At 72.3% G+C, this 20858-nt stretch carries 24 protein-coding genes; 18 read left to right on the top strand and 6 right to left on the bottom strand.

The annotated features are described in order from the left end of the window. Nucleotides 1-198 precede the first annotated feature (198 nt). The 3 genes from L2C96_RS18705 to L2C96_RS18695 all read left to right on the top strand — a co-directional run bounded on the left by L2C96_RS18705 (nt 199) and on the right by L2C96_RS18695 (nt 2534). Nucleotides 199-1293, top strand: coding sequence for a glycosyltransferase (locus L2C96_RS18705; protein WP_237337161.1), 1095 nt, complete (start codon nt 199-201; stop codon nt 1291-1293). A gap of 44 nt (nt 1294-1337) precedes the next feature. Beyond that, nucleotides 1338-1580, top strand: coding sequence for a DUF2630 family protein (locus tag L2C96_RS18700; protein WP_020421345.1), 243 nt, complete (start codon nt 1338-1340; stop codon nt 1578-1580). Nucleotides 1581-1916: 336 nt separating this feature from the next. Next, nucleotides 1917-2534, top strand: a complete 618-nt coding sequence (locus L2C96_RS18695; protein WP_237337160.1) for an FMN reductase — start codon at nt 1917-1919, stop codon at nt 2532-2534. Here L2C96_RS18695 and L2C96_RS18690 read toward each other — a convergent pair. Genes L2C96_RS18690 through L2C96_RS18675 form a run of 4 tightly spaced genes read right to left on the bottom strand, consistent with a single transcriptional unit; the run spans nt 2518 to nt 6878 of the window. Then, entirely contained in the window at nt 2518-3678 is a 1161-nt protein-coding gene (locus L2C96_RS18690) for an acyl-CoA dehydrogenase family protein (protein ID WP_020421342.1), read from the bottom strand. The two genes, L2C96_RS18695 and L2C96_RS18690, sit on opposite strands and share 17 nt — an antisense overlap. Nucleotides 3679-3692: 14 nt before the next feature. Continuing rightward, the gene (locus tag L2C96_RS18685) at nt 3693-5195 is read right to left on the bottom strand and encodes a 3-hydroxyacyl-CoA dehydrogenase (protein WP_237337159.1); all 1503 of its coding nucleotides are present in this window, start codon (nt 5193-5195) and stop codon (nt 3693-3695) included. Then, nucleotides 5192-5947, bottom strand: coding sequence for a CoA-transferase subunit beta (locus L2C96_RS18680; RefSeq protein ID WP_020421340.1), 756 nt, complete (start codon nt 5945-5947; stop codon nt 5192-5194). Before L2C96_RS18680 ends, L2C96_RS18685 begins: the two co-directional genes overlap by 4 nt. Before the next feature lies 1 nt (nt 5948). After that, nucleotides 5949-6878, bottom strand: coding sequence for a CoA transferase subunit A (locus tag L2C96_RS18675; RefSeq protein WP_020421339.1), 930 nt, complete (start codon nt 6876-6878; stop codon nt 5949-5951). Nucleotides 6879-6985: 107 nt separating this feature from the next. On the opposite strand from L2C96_RS18675, the gene L2C96_RS18670 reads away from it, so the two are divergent. Next, the gene (locus L2C96_RS18670; protein WP_020421338.1) at nt 6986-7879 is read left to right on the top strand and encodes a LysR family transcriptional regulator; all 894 of its coding nucleotides are present in this window, start codon (nt 6986-6988) and stop codon (nt 7877-7879) included. On the opposite strand, the gene L2C96_RS18665 is transcribed toward L2C96_RS18670, so the two are convergent. Continuing rightward, nucleotides 7866-8504, bottom strand: coding sequence for a TetR/AcrR family transcriptional regulator (locus L2C96_RS18665; protein ID WP_237337158.1), 639 nt, complete (start codon nt 8502-8504; stop codon nt 7866-7868). The genes L2C96_RS18670 and L2C96_RS18665 overlap by 14 nt on opposite strands. A gap of 112 nt (nt 8505-8616) precedes the next feature. Here L2C96_RS18665 and L2C96_RS18660 point away from each other — a divergent pair, with 112 nt between their 5' ends. From L2C96_RS18660 to L2C96_RS18620, 9 genes are all read left to right on the top strand, one after another. Further along, complete coding sequence (locus L2C96_RS18660) at nt 8617-9630, top strand: quinone oxidoreductase family protein (protein ID WP_237337157.1); 1014 nt, start codon at nt 8617-8619, stop codon at nt 9628-9630. A 56-nt stretch (nt 9631-9686) separates the two neighbouring features. Then, nucleotides 9687-10997: an MFS transporter gene (locus L2C96_RS18655; protein ID WP_237337156.1), complete on the top strand. Its 1311-nt coding sequence runs from the start codon at nt 9687-9689 to the stop codon at nt 10995-10997. 14 nt (nt 10998-11011) lie between these two features. Continuing rightward, nucleotides 11012-11470: a MaoC family dehydratase gene (locus L2C96_RS18650; RefSeq protein WP_237337155.1), complete on the top strand. Its 459-nt coding sequence runs from the start codon at nt 11012-11014 to the stop codon at nt 11468-11470. 278 nt (nt 11471-11748) lie between these two features. Next, nucleotides 11749-12141 (top strand): M15 family metallopeptidase, encoded by a 393-nt coding sequence (locus tag L2C96_RS18645; protein WP_237337154.1) that lies wholly within the window; start codon nt 11749-11751, stop codon nt 12139-12141. 48 nt (nt 12142-12189) lie between these two features. After that, the gene (locus L2C96_RS18640; RefSeq protein WP_020421332.1) at nt 12190-12864 is read left to right on the top strand and encodes a response regulator transcription factor; all 675 of its coding nucleotides are present in this window, start codon (nt 12190-12192) and stop codon (nt 12862-12864) included. Continuing rightward, nucleotides 12857-13921: a sensor histidine kinase gene (locus L2C96_RS18635; protein WP_237337153.1), complete on the top strand. Its 1065-nt coding sequence runs from the start codon at nt 12857-12859 to the stop codon at nt 13919-13921. Before L2C96_RS18640 ends, L2C96_RS18635 begins: the two co-directional genes overlap by 8 nt. Before the next feature lie 36 nt (nt 13922-13957). Further along, complete coding sequence (locus L2C96_RS18630) at nt 13958-14431, top strand: GNAT family N-acetyltransferase (protein WP_237337152.1); 474 nt, start codon at nt 13958-13960, stop codon at nt 14429-14431. Nucleotides 14432-14510: 79 nt separating this feature from the next. After that, a complete protein-coding gene (locus L2C96_RS18625; protein ID WP_237337151.1) occupies nt 14511-15026 on the top strand; it encodes a lytic polysaccharide monooxygenase auxiliary activity family 9 protein in 516 nt (171 codons plus the stop codon). A 60-nt stretch (nt 15027-15086) separates the two neighbouring features. After that, a complete protein-coding gene (locus L2C96_RS18620) occupies nt 15087-15497 on the top strand; it encodes a RidA family protein (RefSeq protein WP_237337150.1) in 411 nt (136 codons plus the stop codon). A 3-nt stretch (nt 15498-15500) separates the two neighbouring features. On the opposite strand, the gene L2C96_RS18615 is transcribed toward L2C96_RS18620, so the two are convergent. After that, complete coding sequence (locus L2C96_RS18615) at nt 15501-16235, bottom strand: IclR family transcriptional regulator (protein ID WP_237337149.1); 735 nt, start codon at nt 16233-16235, stop codon at nt 15501-15503. A gap of 83 nt (nt 16236-16318) precedes the next feature. On the opposite strand from L2C96_RS18615, the gene L2C96_RS18610 reads away from it, so the two are divergent. From L2C96_RS18610 to L2C96_RS18590, 5 genes are all read left to right on the top strand, one after another. Continuing rightward, a complete protein-coding gene (locus tag L2C96_RS18610; RefSeq protein ID WP_237337148.1) occupies nt 16319-17392 on the top strand; it encodes a cupin domain-containing protein in 1074 nt (357 codons plus the stop codon). After that, on the top strand, nt 17389-18216 hold the full coding sequence (locus L2C96_RS18605; protein ID WP_237337147.1) for a fumarylacetoacetate hydrolase family protein: 828 nt from the start codon (nt 17389-17391) through the stop codon (nt 18214-18216). The genes L2C96_RS18610 and L2C96_RS18605 overlap by 4 nt, the downstream gene beginning before the upstream one ends. After that, the gene (locus tag L2C96_RS18600) at nt 18209-18790 is read left to right on the top strand and encodes a maleylpyruvate isomerase family mycothiol-dependent enzyme (RefSeq protein WP_237337146.1); all 582 of its coding nucleotides are present in this window, start codon (nt 18209-18211) and stop codon (nt 18788-18790) included. The genes L2C96_RS18605 and L2C96_RS18600 overlap by 8 nt, the downstream gene beginning before the upstream one ends. A 9-nt stretch (nt 18791-18799) precedes the next feature. Then, nucleotides 18800-19972: an FAD-dependent monooxygenase gene (locus L2C96_RS18595; protein WP_237337145.1), complete on the top strand. Its 1173-nt coding sequence runs from the start codon at nt 18800-18802 to the stop codon at nt 19970-19972. 97 nt (nt 19973-20069) lie between these two features. Continuing rightward, nucleotides 20070-20675, top strand: coding sequence for a dihydrofolate reductase family protein (locus L2C96_RS18590; RefSeq protein ID WP_237337144.1), 606 nt, complete (start codon nt 20070-20072; stop codon nt 20673-20675). The last annotated feature ends 183 nt before the right edge of the window (nt 20676-20858 follow it).

Genomic DNA, 20858 nt, shown 5'->3' with positions numbered 1-20858 from the left:
TTGGGGCTCTTCCGGTCCGGGACGACGGAAGTGGGAGAGGTCAAAAAGGAAACTTCTCTCGTGGAGGATCAACCACGAAGGGCCAACCGAAGGGAACGAAACCGGCCCGGTTGCCAGCCTGCGAAAAACTCCCGACAAGAACGACCTTACCCCATCGGATCCGGTACGTCACGATTCCCGGGTGGGAAACTGTTCTTCATGATCATCGTCGGCCTGGTCGCGGTGGTGGCCTGGCTGTGGCTGGCCGCCACCCGGTTCTGGTGCACTGACCAGCGGTTACCGCCCCGCCGGACGCCCGCGGCGTGGCCCTCCGTGGCGGTCGTCGTACCCGCCCGCGACGAGGCCGGAATCCTGCCGGAAACACTGCCCGCGCTGCTCGCCCAGCGCTACCCGGGGCCGCTCCGGCTGATCCTCGTCGACGACGGCAGCGGCGACGGCACAGCCGAGGTCGCGCGCGCCCTGGGCGGGAGCCGGCTCACCGTCACCGCACCGGGTGACCGGCCGCCCGGCTGGACCGGCAAGCTGTGGGCGCTCGCCCACGGCGTCGAGCAGGCCGGCGAGCCGGACTTCCTGCTGTTCACCGACGCCGACATCGCGCACGGCCCGGACTCGGTCACCGCGCTGGTCGAAGCCGCGGGCGAGCGCGATCTCGTGTCCCAGATGGCGCGCCTGCGCACCCGCACCGGCTGGGAGCGGCTGGTCGTTCCCGCTTTCGTGTACTTCTTCGCGATGCTCTACCCGTTCCGCCGGGTGAACGGCCCCGGCCGCACGGCCGCGGCGGCCGGCGGGTGCTGCCTCGTCCGGCGCAGCGCGCTGGAGCGGGCCGGGGGAGTGGCCGCGATCCGGGACGCGGTGATCGACGACGTCGCCCTCGGCAGGCTGCTCAAACGCGCCGGGGGCCGGATCTGGCTCGGCCTGGCCGGCGACGTGCGCAGCGTCCGCCCGTACCCGTCCCTGCGCTCGCTGTGGGACATGGTCGCCCGCAGCGCCTACACCCAGCTGCGGCACTCCCCGGCGCTTCTGGCCGGCACCGTGCTCGGACTCGCGCTGGTGTTCCTCGCGCCCCCGGTCCTGACCCTCGCCGGCGCCGGCCCCGCACGCCTCCTCGCCCTCGCCGCGTGGCTGATGATGACCCTCACCTACGTCCCGATGCTGCGCTACTACCGGCAGCCGTGGCCCGCGGCGCTGCTGCTGCCCGTCACGGCCACGCTGTACCTGCTGATGACCGTCGACTCGGCCGTGCGGCACTGGCGCGGGCGCGGCGCGGCCTGGAAGGGCCGCAGTTACGGGTGATCGCGGGTACGGTCTGAAGCGGTTACCGGAACGAGGAGAACACCATGGCCGACCAGGACATCATCGCCAACATCGACAAGCTGATCGCCGAGGAGCACGAGCTGCGGTCGCGTTCGGTCGGCGACGGCCTGAGCGACGAGGACCGCACCCGGATGCGCCGGGTCGAGGAGCAGCTGGACCAGTGCTGGGACCTGCTCCGCCAGCGCCGGGCCGCGCGCGAGTTCGGGGAGGACCCGGACCAGGCGCAGGCCCGCCCGGTCAGCGAGGTCGAGTCCTACCGCCAGTGATGGCGAGGGCGCCGCCGGAACGCCGGTGGCGCCCCACTGTCAGGGCGGGCCCTTCTCGTCCCACTCGATGCGGGGATCCCACCTGAACCGGTTCGGTTCGTCGGACCCGATGGGAAAGTGCCGGACCACGCGACCGACCGGTCCGGCCGCTTTCGGGTCGCCGCTCCGCTTGGCCACCGCCTCGCCCCGGCCTCGGCGCAGGCGCTCGTAGGTCTGGGGTGATCAGGCACGAGTCGGCGGTGCGTGCCGAGCACCCGTGACCGCCGGAATATCCGACCCTGCCCAGCCGTTGGCGTATCTAGTTGAACGCACAACTACCTGAGCAGGGTGAGGTCCATGTCCCGCACACTCGTGGTCGTTTCGGCCGGCCTGAGCAGCCCTTCCTCGACGCGGCTGCTGGGTGACCGCCTGGCGCAGGCCGCCGCACGCGAGACCGGCGCCGCCGTCGAGGTCGTCGAGCTGCGCGACCTCGCCACCGAAGTCGCGAACAACCTGGTCACCGGCTTCCCGAGCCCGAAGCTGGGGGACGCCGTCGAGACCGTCACCCGCGCCGACGGGCTGATCTTGGTGACGCCGATCTTCAACGCCTCCTACAGCGGCCTGTTCAAGTCGTTCTTCGACGTGATCGAGGCCGGCTCGCTGCAGGGCAAGCCGGTCCTCATCGCCGCGACCGCGGGCACCGCCCGGCACTCGCTCGCGCTGGAGTTCGCGCTGCGGCCGCTGTTCGCCTACCTGCGCGCCGACGTCATGCCGACCGCCGTCTTCGCCGCCTCGGAGGACTGGGGCGCCTCCGACGGGCCGGACGGCGACCTGACCGCGCGCATCGAGCGCGCCGCCGGTGAGCTGGCCGCCGCGGTGAGCGGGCGGCCCGCCACGCCGGCCGTGGCCGCGGAGGACGAGTTCGTCCCCTTCGACCAGCAGCTGGCGCGGCTGGGCATCACGTCATCGCGTTGACACCGGTCAGGTCCCGGCCGATGATCAGCTTCTGCACCTGGCTGGTGCCTTCGTAGAGGGTGAGCACGCGGGCGTCGCGGACGTACTTGCCGACCGGGTACTCGTCGATGAACCCGTACCCGCCGAACACCTGCAGGCAGTTGTTCGTCACGCGCACCGCGGTCTCGCTCGCGTGGTACTTCGCCGCCGAAGCGTCGGTGGCGTACTCCTTCGGCTTCATCCCGGCGTCGGCCATGCGCGCGACCTGGTGGGTGAGCAGCCGCGAAGCCTGCACGTCCACCGCCGCGTCCGCGAGCAGCTCCTGGACCAGCTGGAACGACGCGATCGGCTTGCCGAACTGCTCCCGCTCGGTCGCGTAGCGGGTGGCCGCGTCCAAGGCCGCCTGCGCCACGCCGACCGCGCCCGCGGCCACCGAGATCCGGCCGCGGGACAGCGTGCCGAGCGCGATGCCGAGGCCCTTGTCGACCTCGCCGAGCCGCGCCGAATCGGGCACGCGGACGTTGTCGTAGGTCAGCTCGGCGGTCGCCTGGCCGCGCAGGCCCAGCTTGCCCTTGATCTCCGTCGCCGTGAAGCCGGGGGAGTCGGTGGGCACCAGGAACGCGGTGATGCCGCGGTCGCTGGTGCGTGCGAAGGTCAGCGCGACCTTCGCCCACGTGCCGTTGGTGATGAACATCTTGCTGCCGTTGATCACCCAGTCGGAGCCGTCGCGCTTGGCGCGGGTGCTCAGCGACCCGGCGTCGGAGCCGGTGCCCGGTTCGGTGAGGCCGAAGCAGCCCAGCGCCTCACCGCTGATCAGCCGCGGCAGCCACTCCTGCTTCTGCTCGTCGGTGCCGTGCGCGGCGATCGTCTTCGACACCAGGCCGAGCGACACCGACACGATCCCGCGCACCGCGGAGTCGCCGCGGCCCAGCTCCTCGGTGACCAGGACGTAGGACAGCATGTCGGCGTCCACCCCGCCGTACCGCTCGTCCAGGGTCAGGCCGAGGAACCCCAGCTCACCGAGCCGCCGCACCACGGACTGGTCGACGTGCTCGGCGCGGTCCCACTCCCGGGCGTTGGGCGCGATCTCGGCGTCCACGAACTCCGCCGCCATCCGGCGGAAGTCGCGCTGGGTCTCGGTGAGACCGAAATCCCGTGCCAGCATTGGCTTTCTCCTCCTCAGACGTCTTCGGGCGCGGTGCCCGCGGCGGTCAGCGGCAGGCCGAGCTGCGCGCGTTCGGCCAGCCACCGCGTCGGGCGGTAGCGCGGGTCGCCGGTGGCTTCGTGCAGCGCGCGCTGCAGCGTGAGCAGCCGGGCCGGACCGACCTCGTCGCCCCAGGCCAGCGGCCCGCGCGGGTAGCCGAGCCCGAGCCGCACGCCGAGGTCGATGTCGGCGGGCGCGGCGATGCCCTGCTCGGCGATCGAGGCGGCCACCGAGACGATCGACGACACCAGCCGTTGCGCCACACCGCCTTCGACGTCCCGCACCACCGACACGGCTTTGTCCCCGCGGGCCAGCACGGCTCGCGCGTCCCGGGCCGCGGCCGGGTCGGCGGCCGGGGTGATCGCCAGCACCCGGCGCGCGGTCCGGATCGACAGCGGGTCGACGCCGAACGTCCGCTCCGGCGGCAGCCCCTGCGCGGCGATCGCGGTGGCGACCGTGGTGCCCCACGTGGTGACGAGCGCGACCGCGTCCTCGGCGAGCGTGTCGGCGACCTTCGCCCCGGCCTCGCTCAGCGCGGCGCGCAGCTCGTCGTCGTCCGTCCACACCGGACGATCCGCGTCCCCGGTGATGGGCTTCTCGACGGGCTTTTCGGCGCCCTCGGTGTAGTCGAACCAGCCCTGCTTCGTCTTGCGGCCGTGCAGGCCGGCGGCGACCCGGTTCGGCGTCAGGAAGGACGCGCGCAGACGGTCGGAGTAGCGGAACCCGGCCCAGATCGACTCGATGACCGTCGCGGTGACGTCCAGCCCGGTGAGGTCCATCAGCTCGAACGGGCCCATCTTCAGGCCCAGCACGTCACGCGCGATGCGGTCCAGCTCGGCCGGCTCCGCGGCCTGGCGCTCCAGCAGCGCGAGCGCCTCGGTGACCAGCCCGCGGCCGGCGTGGTTGATCAGGAAGCCCGGCGTGTCCGACACGACGACCGCGCTGTGCCCGGTGTCCCGGACCAGGGCGGACACCGTGTCCACCACCTCAGGCCGGGTCCGGGCGCCGGGGATCACCTCGACGATCTTCATCAGCGGCGCCGGGTTGAAGAAGTGCAGCCCGACCAGGCGGGACGGATCGGACAGCCGCGCCGCGATCTGCGTGACCGGCAGCGATGAGGTGTTCGTCGCGAACACCGTGGTGGCGGGCAGCGCCTTCTCCAGTTCGGTGAACAACGCGGCCTTGGTGTCCAGGTCCTCGCGGATCGCCTCGATCACCAGGTCCGCCTCGCCCGGCTGGGCGGGGGAGTCCAGCGGCACCAGGCGCGCGCCGATCGCGGCGGCCTCCTCGGCGGTGCTGCGGCCCTTCGCCACGGCCCGGTCGAGCATGCCGCGGACGAACTCCACGGCCTCGCCGACCGACTCCGGCCGGGCGTCGGCCAGCTCCACGGTGTGCCCGGCGGTCGCGGCCCACTGGGCGATCCCGCGGCCCATCACCCCGGTCCCGACGATCCTGATGCGCACGGTCCTCTCCTTCATCGCAGATACACCCGCTCCGGGTCGACATCTTCGCGCAGCAACCGTAGTTCGGCCTCGCTCGGCGGTTCGATCACCGTCAGATCGCCGCCCACCTCCAGCGGCCAGCCGGTGCACTCGCGCGCCTGGTCCACGGTGACGCCAGGGTGCAGCGCGACCAGCTTCAGCTCCTCTCCCGGGCCGCTGCGCGCGAGGATGCCGAGTTCGGTGATCACCCTGGTGACGCCGAGCCCGGCCGGCCGCACACCGTCGGCGAGGGCGCGGTCGGGGCCGGGCGAGGTGCAGAAGTCCAGCTCGTCCACAAAGGACCGGGGGTCGTGGCGGCGCATCACCACGAACACCTCGCGCGAGTTCGCCATGACCTCCATCGCGCCGCCGGAACCGGGCAGCCGCACCTTCGGGGAGTGCCAGTCGCCGATCACCGAGGAGTTCAGGTTGCCCCAGCGGTCGATCTGCGCGGCGCCGAGGAACCCGACGTCGATGTGCCCGCCCTGCAGCACGTAGCCGAACAACGCGGGCATCGACAGCACCGCCTCGGCACCGGTGATCAGCACGGCGTCGGCGATGGTCTCCGGCAGGTGCGACGGGTGCGCCCCGCACACGCCCGACTCGTAGACGATCTCCAGGTCCGGCGCGACCGTCAGGTGGGCCAGCGACGCGGCCAGCGTGGGCAGGCCGATGCCGGCGAACACCGTGCGCTTGCCCGCCAGCTCGCGGGAGGCGACGACGGACAGGATTTCACTCGAGGTGGTCATGTCAGAGCCTCCGTCCGTAGTTCACCGGTTCGCTCAGCGCTTCGCCGACCGCGAGGCCGGCCCAGAACTCCTCGCCCAGCTTGGCGACGTACTCGGCGTGGTCGGCCGTGCCGTGCACCCACTCCGCCATCCACGCGGCCAGCTTCTCCTTGTCCCTGCTGATGCCCGACCACGCGCGGTAGAAGGCGTTGTCGCGGTCGTAGTAGCCCTGCGCGAACGACGGGTGGGCCCCGCGCGGGACCTCGACCACCGCGTCCACGGCGTGCGCGGGCACCACCGTGCGGTTCGGGTCGGAGCGGACCACCTCGTCGGCCACGATCTCCTCGACCACGACGATCGCCTTGTCCGCGGCGAACACCGCCTCGGCCTGGATGCCGGTCAGGCCCCAGATCTGGGTGTTGCCCGCCCGGTCGGCGCGCTGGGCGTGGATGATCGTGACGTCCGGGTTGACCGGCGGGACGACGTAGATCTGCTCGTCGCCGTAGGGGGAGGCGACCTTGCGGATGTTCGGGTTGACGCCAGGCAGGTCGGAGCCGGCGTAGGAGCGCAGCGGGTAGAACGGCAGGCGCTGCGCCCCGGCGAGGTAGCGGCAGATCAGGCCGTAGTGGCTGTACTCCTCGAACTCCAGCGGCTCGGGGTCGGCGTGCTCGATCCGGCGGCGCAGCTCGCCCAGCGACCCGGCGGAGGAGTTGCCGACGAACGAGGACACCAGCTTGCGCACGCACCCGCCGGCGAGCATCTGGTCGACGACGATGTCCGCGGTCATCCGGACGACGGTGAGGTCGCGGCGGCCCTGGCGGATGATCTCGTGCCCGGCCGCGGTGGGGATGAGGTGCGTGAACCCCTCCAGCGCGACGGTGTCCCCGTCGTGCACGAAAGCCGCGACCGCGTCGCGCAGGCTCATCGTCTTGTCCGGACCCGGGCGGGGCATCGTCGCGCTCCTGTGCTGCTCGTGGATGGGGCGGTCTTCACCGTGCCACCGAGATTGATTAGTGTCCAATACCGAATCAGAGTCAGATCAAGACGGAGCTGGTAATAATGGAGCTGCGTTACCTCACGTCCTTCCTGGCCGTGGCCGAGGAGCTGCACTTCGGGCGCGCCGCCAAGCGGCTGCAGATGGCGCAGCCGCCGCTGTCGCAGCAGATCCGGCAGCTGGAGAAGGAGCTGGGGGTCCAGCTGTTCGAGCGCAACACCCGCTCGGTGCGGCTGACCAGCGCGGGGGAGTCGTTCCTCGCCCCGGTCCGGCGTGTGATGGAGGACCTGGACATCGCCACGAAGGCGGCGCGCGCGGCCGGCCGGGGCGAGTACGGGCGCGTGACGGTGGGGTTCGCGGGCGCGTCCAGCCACGAGAGCCTGCCGCTGCTGACCCGCGCCGTGCGGGCCGCGCACCCCGGGCTGGAGCTGGTGATGCGCGGCCAGACGTACGCGAACGTGGCGCTGGCGCGCGTCGCGGACGGCTCGCTGGACCTGGGGTTCGTCCGGCTGCCGATCACCCAGCCCGGCGTCGAGGCACGGGTGATCGACGAGGAGGAGATGATCTGCGCGCTGCCGTCGGACCATCCCCTGGCGCGACTGGACGAGGTGCCGGTGGAGGCGCTGGCGGAGGAGGCGTTCGTGAGCTTCCCGGCCAACGCCGGGTCCAGCGTGCGGGACGCGACGGTGCGGGTGTGCGTGTCGGCCGGGTTCAACCCGCGGGTGGTGCAGGAGGCGCCGGACTCGTACACGATCCTCGCGCTGGTGGCGGCCGGGGTCGGGGTGACGCTGACGGTGTCGTCGTGCCAGCACATCCAGCAGACGGGGCTGGCGTACCGGCCGCTGGCGGGTGAGCCGGTTCGGTTGCAGGCCGCGCTCGCCTGGCGGCCGGACAACCCGTCGGCGGCGTTGCGGACGGTGCTGGCGATCGCGGAGCAGGCCTTGCCTACGCCTGCTTAGCGTTCCTGGTGGATTGCGCGCCGTGGGGTGACACGCCGAGCAGGGGAAGCCACACGGTGTCCACGATCTCGACGATCGCCTCGTCCGGGACCGCGCCCATGCGCATCAGCATGTCGTGGCGCAGCAGGTCGAAGGGCAGGTTCACCAGGCGCGCGGACCGCGGCTCGTCCGCGAGCTCGCCGCGTTCGACGGCGCGCTCGACGAGCGCCGCGAAGGGCGGCGTCTGGTCCGCGGGGCGGAGGCGGCCGCGCAGGTCGTCGAAGGTGGTTCCGGTCTCGCGGAAGTAGTCCGCCAGCTGGATGCGCAGGAGCACCACCGCGCGGGACCGCTCGGCGTTGATCGTGCGCAGGAGGGTGAGGGCGTCCTGGCGCAGGCTGCCGGTGTCGGGAGGGACGTCGAGTGGACGCCAGTACCGGGCGAGCGTGGCGACGAGGAGGTCCTCGCGCTGCGGCCAGCGGCGGTAGAGCACCGGCTTGCTGGTGCCCGCGCGCGCCGCGACGACCTCGTAGGTGAAGCCGTGGTAGCCCTGCTCGACCAGAACCTCCCAGGCGGCATCGGTGATCGCGTTCTCCAGGGTGGCCCCCCTGCGTCGCGTGGCAATGCCCTCCGTCCGCCGCTCACTCATCACTGCCCCCTGTCGTCAGCCATTCGGTTAGATCCGCTTGCGTATCTTAACCCCTCGACGTAGTCTCGGAGTCATAAGATACCAAGTCGTTTCTAAACGAGGGGAGACCCGCATGTCCACGATCAACGCCGCGCTGGTGGAGTCCTTCGACGAGCCGCCGCACTTCCGCTCCGTCCCGGCTCCTGAGGCTGGTCCCGACCAGGAGGTGGTGGACGTCCTCGCCGTCGGCGTGCACCCCGCCACGCGCGGCATCGCCGCCGGCAAGCACTACACGAGTCCCCAGGCGCTGCCCGCCCTGGCGGGTGCGGACGCCGTCATCCGCCGGGCGGACGGCAGCCTCGGCTACGTCATGCTCATGGGCGCAGGCACACTGGCCGAGCGCATCGTCGTGGATCCGGCCGCCGTCATCCCGGTTCCGGACGGAGCCGATCCCGCACTCGTGGCCGCCACCATGAACCCGGCGCTGTCCTCATGGACTGCGCTGCGCACCCGCGTGCCGTTCCAGGCCGGGCAGTCGGTCCTGGTGCACGGCGCGACCGGCAACGCGGGCTCGACGGCCGTCAAGGTCGCCAAGCACCTCGGCGCGGGGCGGGTGATCGCCGCCGGACGCAACCGCGCCCGCCTCGACGAACTCGTCGACCAGGGCGCGGACGCCGTCGTGCAGCTCCGCCCCGACGAGGACGCCACCGCGGCCGCGCTCGCCGAGGCCGCCGCCGAGGTCGACGTGGTCCTGGATTACGTGTGGGGGCAGCCCACCGAACTCGCCATGCGTGCCGTCCTCGGAGCGCGGACCCAGCACACCCGCCTGCTCGACTGGGTGCAGATCGGTGGCATGGGCGGTGACGGGATCACTCTGTCCGGGCACCTCCTGCGCTCCAACGCTTTCCGGATCCTGGGCAGCGGCTTCGGCGCCGTGGACACGCAGGTCATGCAGGCGGAGTTCACCGAGCTCGTCGCCGCGATCGCGGCGGGCGGCATGGCCGTGCGCCCGCACCCGTTCCCGCTCGACCAGGTCGAGGCGGCCTGGGCCCACCGGGACGCGCCCGGGGAGCGCACGTCATCCTCCTGCGTGATTGAGACGACCGCCGTCTTACCGGCCCCGCGATTCGGTATTGGACTCTTCTAGGTCCCGTTTGGCACGGTGTCCGAGCAACACGGGATCTCAAGGGAGAGAAAATCACCATGAGCACGGCCACGGCGGCCAGACGAGCGGGCATCGGGTCGTTCATCGGCTCGACCATCGAATGGTTCGACTTCTACATCTACGGCACCGCGTCGGCGCTGGTCTTCGACGAGGTCTTCTTCCCCGAGCTGGACGGGGCGCTCGGCACGCTGGTGGCCTTCGCGACGTTCTGGGTCGGCTTCCTCGCCCGCCCGCTGGGCGGGGTGATCTTCGGCCACTACGGCGACCGCCTCGGCCGCAAGAAGACACTGGTCATCACGCTGCTGATGATGGGGATCTCGACCACGCTGATCGGCGTCCTGCCCTCCTACGCGCAGATCGGCGTCGCCGCGCCGTTGCTCCTCATCGCGATCCGCATGGTGCAGGGCATCGGCCTCGGCGGGGAGTGGGGCGGCTCCGTCCTCATCGCCTCCGAGCACGCGCCCAAGGGCAAGTCGATCCTCTACGGCGCGTTCGCCCAGCAGGGCTCGCCCGTCGGCAACACCCTGAGCACCGTCTGCTTCCTGGCGATCAGCCAGCTGCCTGACGACGCGTTCACCTCGTGGGGCTGGCGCCTGCCGTTCCTGTTCTCCGCGCTGCTGGTGATCGTCGGCCTGTTCATCCGGCTGCGGGTCGCCGAATCGCCGGCGATGGCGAACCTCATCGAGAAGAAGGAGGTCGCCAAGCTGCCGTTCACCGAGGTGCTCCGCACGCAGCCGCTGCTGATCGTCCTCGGCATCGGCGCCTGCACCATCGGCCTGTCGGCCACCTACTTCAAGTCGACGTTCGCCTTGTCCTGGGCCACCTCGGACCTCAGCTTCGACAAGAGCTCGTTCCTGACGATCATCCTGGTCGCCAACATCACGCAGATCCTGGTGCAGCCGTGGGGCGCGGTGATCGCGACGAAGATGCGCAGCTGGTCCCGCGCCGTGATCGTGATGCTGGTGCCGGAGATCCTGCTGATGCCGCTGATGTTCCTGTTCATCGGCACCGAGAACTACGTGCTCGCGATGATCGGCACCGCGGTCGCGACCGTGCCGCACTGCCTGTACTACGCGGCGCTGGCCGGGATGCTCGCCAGCCGCTTCCCCGCGAACGTGCGCTACACCGGCATCTCCCTGTGCTACCAGCTGTGCGGCACCCTGCTCGGCGGCACCACGCCGATCGTGGGCCAGTTCCTGCTGAACCAGACCGGGTCGATCGTCGCGGTGATCGTCTACGCGGTGTTCCAGGTCGTGCTGACGCTGGGCTGCATGCTCGCGTTGCTGCGCAAGCCCAACTACGACGAGCGCGCCGGCGAGCCGACCGGTGCGCAGGCCGTCGCGGCCTGAGGGGAGTGACTTCGATGCCGGTGGTGGCGAACGGGATCCCGGAGATCCTGGCGCTCGCGGGACGAGACCTGGGCCGCTCGTCGTGGCGGGAGGTGACGCAGGAGCTGATCGACGCCTACGCCGAGGTGTCCGGGGACCACCAGTGGATCCACACCGACCCCGCCCGCGCGGCGGACGGCCCGTTCGGCCGCACGATCGCCCACGGCTACATGACGCTGAGCTGGGGCATCCCGATGGTCGCCGAGCTGCTCCAGGTCACCGGCGTCGGCATGGCGCTGAACTACGGGGTCAACAAGGTCCGCTTCCCGGCGCCCGTCCCGGTCGGCAGCCGGGTGCGGCTGCACGCCGTGATCGCCGCGGTCGAGGAGGTCGGCCGCGGCGGGGTGCAGGTGACGCGGAACTTCACCTTCGAAATCGAGGGCTCGGCGAAACCGGCCTGCGTGGCGGAATCCCTGACCCGCTACTACCCGTAAGACATATCGCGGGCGTATCGGAAAGCGCAGACGCCGTGGCAACAGCCTCCCGCCTTCAGTGGAGGTATGAACCACACCCTGCCACTTCCCGCGCCCGCCCGGCGCGTCCGCCGGATCGTGCTCGCCGGCCTCGCGATCGCCGGGGTGGTGATCGCCGCACCCGGGGTGCGGCGGCTGTTCGTGGCGCCGCGCCGCCGGTTCCGTGGACCACCCTCGGCGAGGCCGACGGCGTCGTCCCGGACGGCGCGCCGGTCTCGGTGTGGGACGAAACCCCGGCGGTGGGCAAGCTCGACGCCGACCTCCTCGACGCGCTGCGGCGTGCGGCGAAGGCCGCCGAAGCGGACGGCGTCCGGCTCCGCGTCAACAGCGGCTGGCGCTCGCCCGAGTACCAGGAGGAGCTGCTGCGGCGCGCGGTCGCCCGGCACGGCTCCCTGCAGGAGGCCGCGCGCTGGGTCGCGACCCCGGAAACGTCGCCGCACGTGGCGGGCGAAGCCGTCGACATCGGCCCGGCCCGCGCCGCGGCGTGGCTGTCCGCGCACGGCGCCGCGTACGGGCTGTGCCAGATCTACCGCAACGAGCCCTGGCACTACGAACTCCGCCCGGACGCGGTGCGCCACGGCTGCCCGCCGATGTACCCGGACCCGTCGGAGGACCCGCGGATGCGGCCGTGATCCGCTCCGGATATGCGGGCGATATGCCGCGCTGCCTACGCTGCCGATATGCGCGTGCTGATCGTGGAGGACGAGCCCTACCTGGCCGAAGCAGTCCGGGACGGCCTGCGGCTGGAAGCGATCGCCGCCGACATCGCCGGTGACGGGGACACCGCGCTGGAGCTGCTCAGCGTCAACTCCTACGACCTCGCGGTCCTCGACCGCGACATCCCCGGCCCCTCCGGCGACGAGATCGCGCGGCACATCATCGCCTCCGGCAGCGGCACCCCGATCCTCATGCTCACCGCCGCCGACCGGATCGACGACAAGGTCTCCGGGTTCGAGCTCGGCGCCGACGACTACCTCACCAAACCGTTCGAGCTGCGGGAACTGGTCCTGCGCCTGCGGGCGCTCGACCGCAGGCGCGCGCACGCCCGGCCGCCGGTCCGCGAGATCGCGGGCCTGCGGGTGGACCCGTTCCGCCGGGAGGTCTACCGCGACGGCCGCTACGTCGCGCTCACCCGTAAGCAGTTCGCCGTGCTGGAGGTCCTCGTCGCGGCCGAAGGCGGGGTGGTGAGCGCCGAGGAGCTGCTGGAGCGGGCCTGGGACGAGAACGCCAACCCGTTCACCAACGCCGTCCGCATCACTGTGTCCGCGCTGCGCAAACGGCTCGGCGAGCCGTGGCTCATCGCCACCGTGCCCGGCGTCGGCTACCGGATCGACACCGGCGGAGACCGTGGATAGGCGTCGCGGGCTGAGCCTGCGGCTGAAACTCACCCTCAGCTACGCCGGGTTCCTCCTGCTCGCCGGCGCGCTGCTGATGGTCTTGCTCTGGGTGCTGCTCGCGCGCTCGTTCCCCGACCGGGCGCCCGGGCCGCCCCGGCGCCCTCCCGGCCTGCTCGCCGTCGGCGGGCCCGCCGCGGCCACCGCGGTGGCCTTCCTGCTGTTCTTCGGCCTGCTCGGCGGATGGGTGCTCGCCGGGCGGATGCTGGCGCCGCTGAACAGGATCACCGACGCGGCGCGGCGGGCGTCCGACGGCTCGCTGTCCCACCGCATCCGCATGGACGGCCCGGACGACGAGTTCCACGAGCTCGCCGACGTGCTCGACACGATGCTGGAACGGCTCGAATCCCAGGTCACCGAGCAGCAGCGGTTTGCCGCGAACGCCTCGCACGAGCTGCGCACCCCGCTGGCGATCTCGCAGACGCTGCTCGACGTCGCTCGCAAGGACCCGACGTGGGACCGGGACGAGCTCATCGAACGCCTGCACGTCGTCAACACGCGGGCCATCGACCTGACCGAGGCGCTCCTGCTGCTCAGTCGCAGCGACCGGCGCAGCTTCACCCGCGAGCCCGTCGACCTGTCCCTCGTCGCCGAAGAAGCCGCCGAAACGCTGCTGCCCCTCGCCGAACGACGCGGGATCAAGCTTGGCGTCGCGGGCGAGGCGGCGCGGGTCACCGGTTCGGCCGAGCTCGTCCTGCGGATGGTGACGAACCTCGTCCAGAACGCGATCGTGCACAACCTCCCCGCCGGCGGCACCGTGACCATCCACACCGGACCGGACGGGGACGCGAGCGTCGTGCGGGTGGAGAACACCGGGCCGCCGCTGCCGCCGGACCTGGTGCCGACGCTGACCGAACCCTTCCACCGCGGCACGAAACGCATCCGCACCGGGGAGCACGCGGGGGTCGGCCTCGGGCTCGCCATCGTGGCGAGCATCGTCCGCGCCCACGACGGAACGCTCGAACTCGCTGCCCGGCCGGAAGGCGGGCTCGTCGCCACCGTCCGGCTGCCCCGCTGACCGGTCCGACGGGGAGGTGCTGCGAGGATCGGGGGTGTGATCGAAGTACGCGCTGCCCGCCCGGAGGAGTTCGAGGCCGTTGCCGCGTTGCGGTGGCGGTGGGTGGCCGAGCGGGACGGACCGCCGCCGGGGGTGGACCGCGGCCGGTTCGTCCGGGAGTTCGCCGTGTGGGCGCGGGAGCACGCGACCACTCACCGGTGCCTCGTCCTGGTGCGGGAGGGTGCGGTGATCGGGATGGGGTTCCTCGCGATCACCCCGCGCGTGCCGGCGCCTCAGTCGTTCTCGCGCACCTCCGGTGACGTGCAGTGCGTGTACGTGGTGCCCGAAGCGCGGGACGCCGGCCTCGGCGGACGGCTCATCGACGGGCTGCTGGAGCTGGCCGTGGAGCTGGGGGTGGAACGGGTGACCGTGCATTCGTCGTCGCGCGCGGTGAGGGCCTACGAGCGGCACGGTTTCGCCGTTTCGCCGCTGTTGCTCCAGAAGGTGGTGCTTTTCCGACCGCGCCGTTGACCGCGAACAAACTTCACGTTATGGTCCATATCACGTGGTCTAGACCAAAAGTCATCCGGGTTCACCGCAAGGAGCCGACATGACCATCAGACGACGCATCGCGACCATCGCCGCCGGGGCGGCCCTCGCTCCCATCGCCCTCGTGGCCCTCCCGGGCACCGCCAGCGCCCACGGCTACGTCAACTCCCCGCCGAGCAGGCAGGCCCAGTGCGCGCAGGGGATCGTGCCCTGCGGCGACATCAAGTACGAACCGCAGAGCGTGGAAGGCCCGAAGGGGCTGCGCAGCTGCAGCGGCGGCAACACCCGCTTCGCCGAGCTCGACGACGACAGCAAGGGCTGGCGCGCGACCCCGGTCGGCAACACGGTGACCTTCACCTGGAGGCTGACCGCCCAGCACCGCACCAGCACGTGGGAGTACTACATCGGCGGCACCCGCGTCGGGTTCGTCGACGACGGCGGCGCGCAGCCCCCGGCGACCGTCTCGCACCCGGTCGACCTCAGCGGCTTCAGCGGGCGGCAGAAACTCCTGGCGGTGTGGAACATCGCCGACACCGCCAACGCCTTCTACGCCTGCGTGGACCTGCAGGTCGGCTGACGGCGCGTCTGTCCACCCCGGACGGTTGCCGCGCACCCGCCCGGGGTGGATCATGGCGGGGTGAACCGCTGGAACCCCGACACCGTCGCGCCGCCCGCCGGGCGCTACAGCCACCTCGCGTCCGTGCCCGCGGGGCACGAGATCGTCTACCTCGCCGGGCAGCTCGGCGTGCGGCCGGACGGCACGCTCGCCGGGCCGGACGCGCGGGCCCAGGGCGAGCAGATCTTCGCCAACATCGAGGCGCTGCTGTCCGCCGCCGGTGGCGGGCCGGAACACCTGGTGAAGCTGCTGACGCTCGTCGGCGGGGTGGAGCACCTCGACGGCTACCGCGCGGCGCAGGCCGAAGCGTTCAAGCTCTGGTTCCCCGGCGACGACTTCCCGGCGCAGTCGCTGGCCGTGGTCGCGGCACTGGCCGCGCCGCAGTACGTCGTCGAGGTCGAGGCGATCGCCGCGATCCCGCGGAAAGGCTGACCCTCAGCCCAGGTCGTTCGCGATCGCCGTCGCCGCCGCCGACAGCGCGCCGACCCACGTGGGCAGCAGGTCGTGGTCGAACCGGGCCGACGGCAGGGCCACCGACAACGCGGCCGCGGGCTCGGCCCCGGCGGGCCACGGGATCGCCACGCCGACCGCGGTCAGGCCGGTCTCCGTCAGCTGGTCGTTGACCGCGAAGCCGCGCCGCCGCACCAGGCCAAGCTCACGCCGCAGGCGGACGAGGTCCACGTCCGTCCCGGCGTACCGGCGCGTCAGCTCGGCCGGCGGCAGCGCGGCCAGCAGCGCCTTGCCGCCGGACACCTGGTGCGCGGGCAGCGCCCGGCCCGCCCGGTCGCCCACCCGCAGGATCTGGTCGCACTCCACCGACGCCACGAACCGCGTCTCCGTGCCTGCCAGGACCTGCAGGTTCACCGTCTCCCGCACCCGCGCCACCAGCGCGCGCAGGTGGGGCATCGCCGCCTGGCGCAGCAACGCCACCGGCGCGCCGGCCGGATCCGCGGGCCGCAGCACCGGCCCGGCCTGGTAGCGGCGGTCCGGGCCCTGCTCGGCGAAGTCCCGGTACACCAGCATCTGCAGCAGCCGGTGCGCCGTCGAACGGGACACGCCCAGCCGTGCGGCCGCCTCGGACACCCCCATCGGCCCCTCCTGCTGCAGCACCGTGGCCAGGTGGAGCGCGTGGTCGACCGAGTCGATCGCGTAGGACGGCTTGTTCTTCACAGCAGAATTCTAGATCCCTGCTGACAGAACATCGCCTAGCGTCCTCCTCGACCCGCCGTCCCCGAGGAAGGAGTGGCCAGGCGATGACCGCCAACCAGCCCGATCCGTCCCCCGAGCTCGACGAGCTGTACCGGGGGTTCGCGGAGGAACTGCTCGTTCCACTGTGGACCGAGATCGGCGACCTGATGCCGATGAGCCCGTCCCCGGCGATGCGCCCGCACGCCTGGCGCTGGAAGACCCTGCTGCCGCTGGCGGAGAAGGCCGGCGAGCTGGTGCCGGTCGGCCGCGGCGGGGAGCGGCGCGCCATCGCGCTGGCCAACCCGGGCCTCGGCGGCGCGCCGTACGCGACGCCGACCCTGTGGGCCGCAATCCAGTACCTCGGCCCCGGTGAGAACGCGCCCGAGCACCGGCACACCCAGAACGCGTTCCGGTTCGTCGTCGAGGGCGAAGGCGTGTGGACCGTCGTGAACGGCGACCCGGTGGCGATGCGCCGCGGCGACTTCCTGCTCACCCCCGGCTGGCACTTCCACGGCCACCACAACACCGCCAGTGAGCCGATGGCCTGGATCGACGGCCTGGACATCCCGTTCGTGCACTACACCGGCTCGGCGTTCTTCGAGTTCGGCCCCGAGCAGGTGTCCAGCACCGAAACTCCGGAGCGCTCCCGCGCCGAGCGGCTGTGGGCCCACCCCGGCCTGCGCCCGGTGTCGCAGACCGCGCCTGCGGTGAACTCGCCGATCGCCGCCTACCGCTGGGAGCACACCGACGCCGCGCTGACCGACCAGCTCGCGCTGGAGGACGAGGGCCACCCGGGCGTGGTCGAGCCGGGTCACGCCGCGGTCCGCTTCACCAACCCGACCACCGGCGGCGACGTCATGCCGACCATCCGCGCCGAGTTCCACCGGCTGCGCGCCGGCGCCGAGACCGCGCCGCGGCAGGAGGTCGGGTCGGCCGTGTGGCAGGTCTTCGACGGCTCCGGCACGGTCCGCGTCGGCGATCAGGAGTGGACCGTCGACCACGGCGACCTGTTCGTCGTGCCGTCCTGGGCCGAGGTGACCCTCGCCGCCGACACGCAGCTGGACCTGTTCCGCTTCAGCGACACCCCGATCTTCGAACGGCTGCACGCCGACCGCGTGCGGGTGGGAGGGCAGCGGTGAAGCTCGCGACCCTGCGCACCGCCGAGGGCACCCGCGCCATCCGCGTCGAGGGTGAGCGCTACGCCGAGCTCGGCGCGCCCGACGTCGGCGCGTTCCTGGCCCAGGAGGACTGGCGCGCCCAGGCCGAGACGGTCACGCCGGAGCGGCCGCTGGCCGGTGCGGACCTCGCCCCGGTCGTGCCGCGCCCGGGCAAGATCCTGTGCGTCGGCCTGAATTACCGCAACCACATCCTGGAGATGGGCCGCGAACTGCCGCGGTACCCGACGCTGTTCGCCAAGTACCCGGAGGCGCTCGTCGGCCCGGCCGACCCGATCGCGCTGCCGCCCGAATCGGACGCGGTGGACTGGGAGGCCGAGCTGGCGCTCGTCGTCGGCGCCACCGTGCGCCGCGCGAGCGAGACCGAGGCGGCCGCGGCGATCGCCGGGTTCAGCGTCCTCAACGACGTCACCACCCGCGACTGGCAGTACCGGTCGCCGATGTGGTTGCAGGGCAAGACCTTCGAGGGCACCACGCCGTTCGGCCCGTACCTGGTGACCCCGGACGAGCTGCCCGGCGGCACCACGCCCGAGCTGGACCTGAGCTGCGCGGTCGACGGCGAGCAGGTGCAGAAGGCCAACACCGGCGACCTGGTGTTCGACCCGGTCGAGCTGGTCCGCTACGCCTCCACGATCCTCACGTTGCGGCCCGGCGACGTCATCGCCACCGGCACCCCCGGCGGGGTCGGCCACGCGCGGAAACCACCGCGGTACCTGTCCCACGGCGCCCGGCTGGTCACCGAGATCAGCGGACTGGGCAGGCTGGAGAACGTGGCCCGCGATGAGTGACTGGATGGACGACGGCACGCGGCTCGTCCTCCGGGCGATCGACGAGCTGCCCGACGACGCGTTCGACGCGCCGACGCTGCTGCCCGGATGGACCCGCCGCCACCTCGTGGCGCACCTGCACTACAACGCCGAAGCGCTGCGGCGCCTGCTGAGCTGGGCCCGCACCGGCGTCGAGTCGCGCATGTACGAAAGCGCCGAGCACCGCGCCGCCGAGATCGAGGCGGGGGCGAAGCTGCCCGTGCCCGAACTGCGGCGGCTGGTGCACGGCTCGGCGGACGCGCTGGCCGCCGACGTGGCGGCCCTGCCCGCGGACGCCTGGGCCAACGAGGTGGTCACCGCGCAGGGCCGGACCGTGCCCGCCACCGAGATCGTCTGGATGCGCACCCGCGAGGTCGCCGTGCACGCCGTCGACCTCGACTGCGGCGTCGGGTTCGAGGACCTGCCCGCGGACCTGGTCGAGGCGCTGATCGCCGACGCGCTGCGGCGGCGGACCGCGCAGGGCCACGGCCCCGCCCTCGCGCGCTGGCTCACCGGACGTGCCGAGCAGGCCCCCGAACTCGGCCCCTGGCTGTAGGAGGAAGACATGACCGACACCGATGTCGTGGTGGTCGGCGGCGGGATCGGCGGGCTCGCCAACGCCCTCGCCCTCGCCGCGGCCGGGCAACGGGTCCGGGTGCTGGAGCGGGCCCCGGCGTTCGCCGAGGTGGGCGCCGGGCTGCAGCTGGCCCCCAACGCGACCCGGATCCTGCGTGAGTGGGGTCTGCTGGACGAAGTGGTCGCGCGCGGCGTGCTGCCGCGGCGGCTGGTGCTCAAGGACGCGCTCGACGGCGCCGAGCTGACGTCGATGGACCTCGGGCAGGGGTTCGTCGAACGCTACGGCGCGCCGTACGTGGTGATCCACCGCAGCGACCTGCTGACCATCCTGCACGACGCTTGTGCCGATGCCGGAGTCGAGTTGCTGGCCGATCACAAGGTCGACGACGTCGAGGTGTGGCCCGACGGCGTCCGGCTGCGGGTGGGGGAGCGGGAGTTCGCGGCGGGCGCCGCGCTGGCGGCCGACGGGCTGTGGTCGTCGCTGCGGTCGCGGCTGTCCGGCGACCAGCCGGTGTGCTCCGGGTACGTCGCCTACCGCGGCACCCGCCCGGTGTCCGAGGTGACCGGGCTGGATGCTGATGTGCTGACCGACGTGGTCGTCCACTTCGGACCGAAGTGCCACCTCGTGCAATACCCGTTGCGGGGTGGGGAGTTGCTCAACACGGTCGCGGTGTTCGCCTCGCCCGCCTACGAGCGCGGCGAGACCGAGTGGGGCGGCCCGGAGGAGCTGGACGCGGCGTTCGAGCACACTTGTGACGCGGTGCGGCGCGGTCTGGCGTGGCTGTGGCGGGACCGGCGGTGGCCGATGTACGACCGGCTGCCGGTGCCGCGCTGGGTCGACGGACGGCTGGCGCTGACCGGCGACGCGGCGCACCCGATGCTGCAATACCTCGCGCAGGGGGCGTGCCAAGCGCTGGAAGACGCGCACAGCCTCGCCGGCGAGGTCGCCAAGCAGCAGGCCGCCGCCGCGCTGGACTGGCCGGCCGCGCTCGCGGCGTACGAGCAGGCCCGCACGGCGCGGACCGCGCGCGTGCAGTCCAGCGCGCGGGTCTGGGGCGAGCTCTGGCACTGCGACGGCCTGGCCCGGCTGTTGCGCAACCAGTACCTGACCGAACGCCCCCTGGACGACTACCGCTGGACCGACTGGCTCTACCAGCCGTGAGGCGCTGACGGGGCACCTCCGCCGTGCAGGTGCCCCGCCGGGGCGGTTGCGCCCGCACGGCCCCTGGGGGACGCTGGTCCCCCTGGGAGGAGCGACGATGGGGACGACCTACCTGCACGCGGTGGCCTCGCTGGACGGCTACATCGCCGACGAGAACGACGACGTGGGACCGCTCCACGACTGGTACTTCAACGGCGACCACCCGCTCGTCGACGAGGACCACCCCGACATCCACGGTTCGCCGTTCCGGGTCTCGGCGGCCTCCGCCGAGTACGTCCGCGGCATGTGGTCGCGCCAGAAGGTCCTGGTCATCGGGCGGCACCAGTTCGACCTGACCAACGGCTGGGAAGGCCATCCGCCCGCGAGCGAGCACGTCGTGGTCGTGTCGCACCGGCCGCGGCCGGAAGGCTGGCACCCGGAGGCGCCCTACCACTTCGCCGGCTCGGTGGAGGAGGGGATCGCGCGAGCGCAGGAACTGGCGGGCGACGGCGAAATCGGGGTGGGCGCGGGCGACGTCGGCGGGCAGGCGCTGGCGCTCGGGCTCATCGACCACGTGGCGATCGACGTCGTGCCGGTCGTCTTCGGCCGGGGGAAGCCGTACTTCGGACCGCTCGCCGGCGGCGACCTCATGCTCGGCGACCCCGAGGTGGTCGTCCAGGGCGACGGCGTGCTGCACCTGCGCCTCCCGGTGCGCCGCGGCTAGCCGGCCGTTGGCCGTCTTCTACAAGGGCGAGTGACCAGGCTCTCACGATCCGCGCGGTCCCGCGTGCGCGCGAGCCGTGGGCATAGTCCCGGGTCAGAGCGGTCCTTTGGAGGGTTCCGACAAAAAACCGCCGTCGGCACGGTGCGGGTGCGACGATCACACTACCGGTGGGTACGCGCGATG

Origin of the sequence: Amycolatopsis tucumanensis, from assembly GCF_021654135.1 — a bacterium.
Lineage (GTDB): Bacteria > Actinomycetota > Actinomycetes > Mycobacteriales > Pseudonocardiaceae > Amycolatopsis_E > Amycolatopsis_E tucumanensis.
This window is presented reverse-complemented; position numbering and strand designations above follow the sequence as displayed.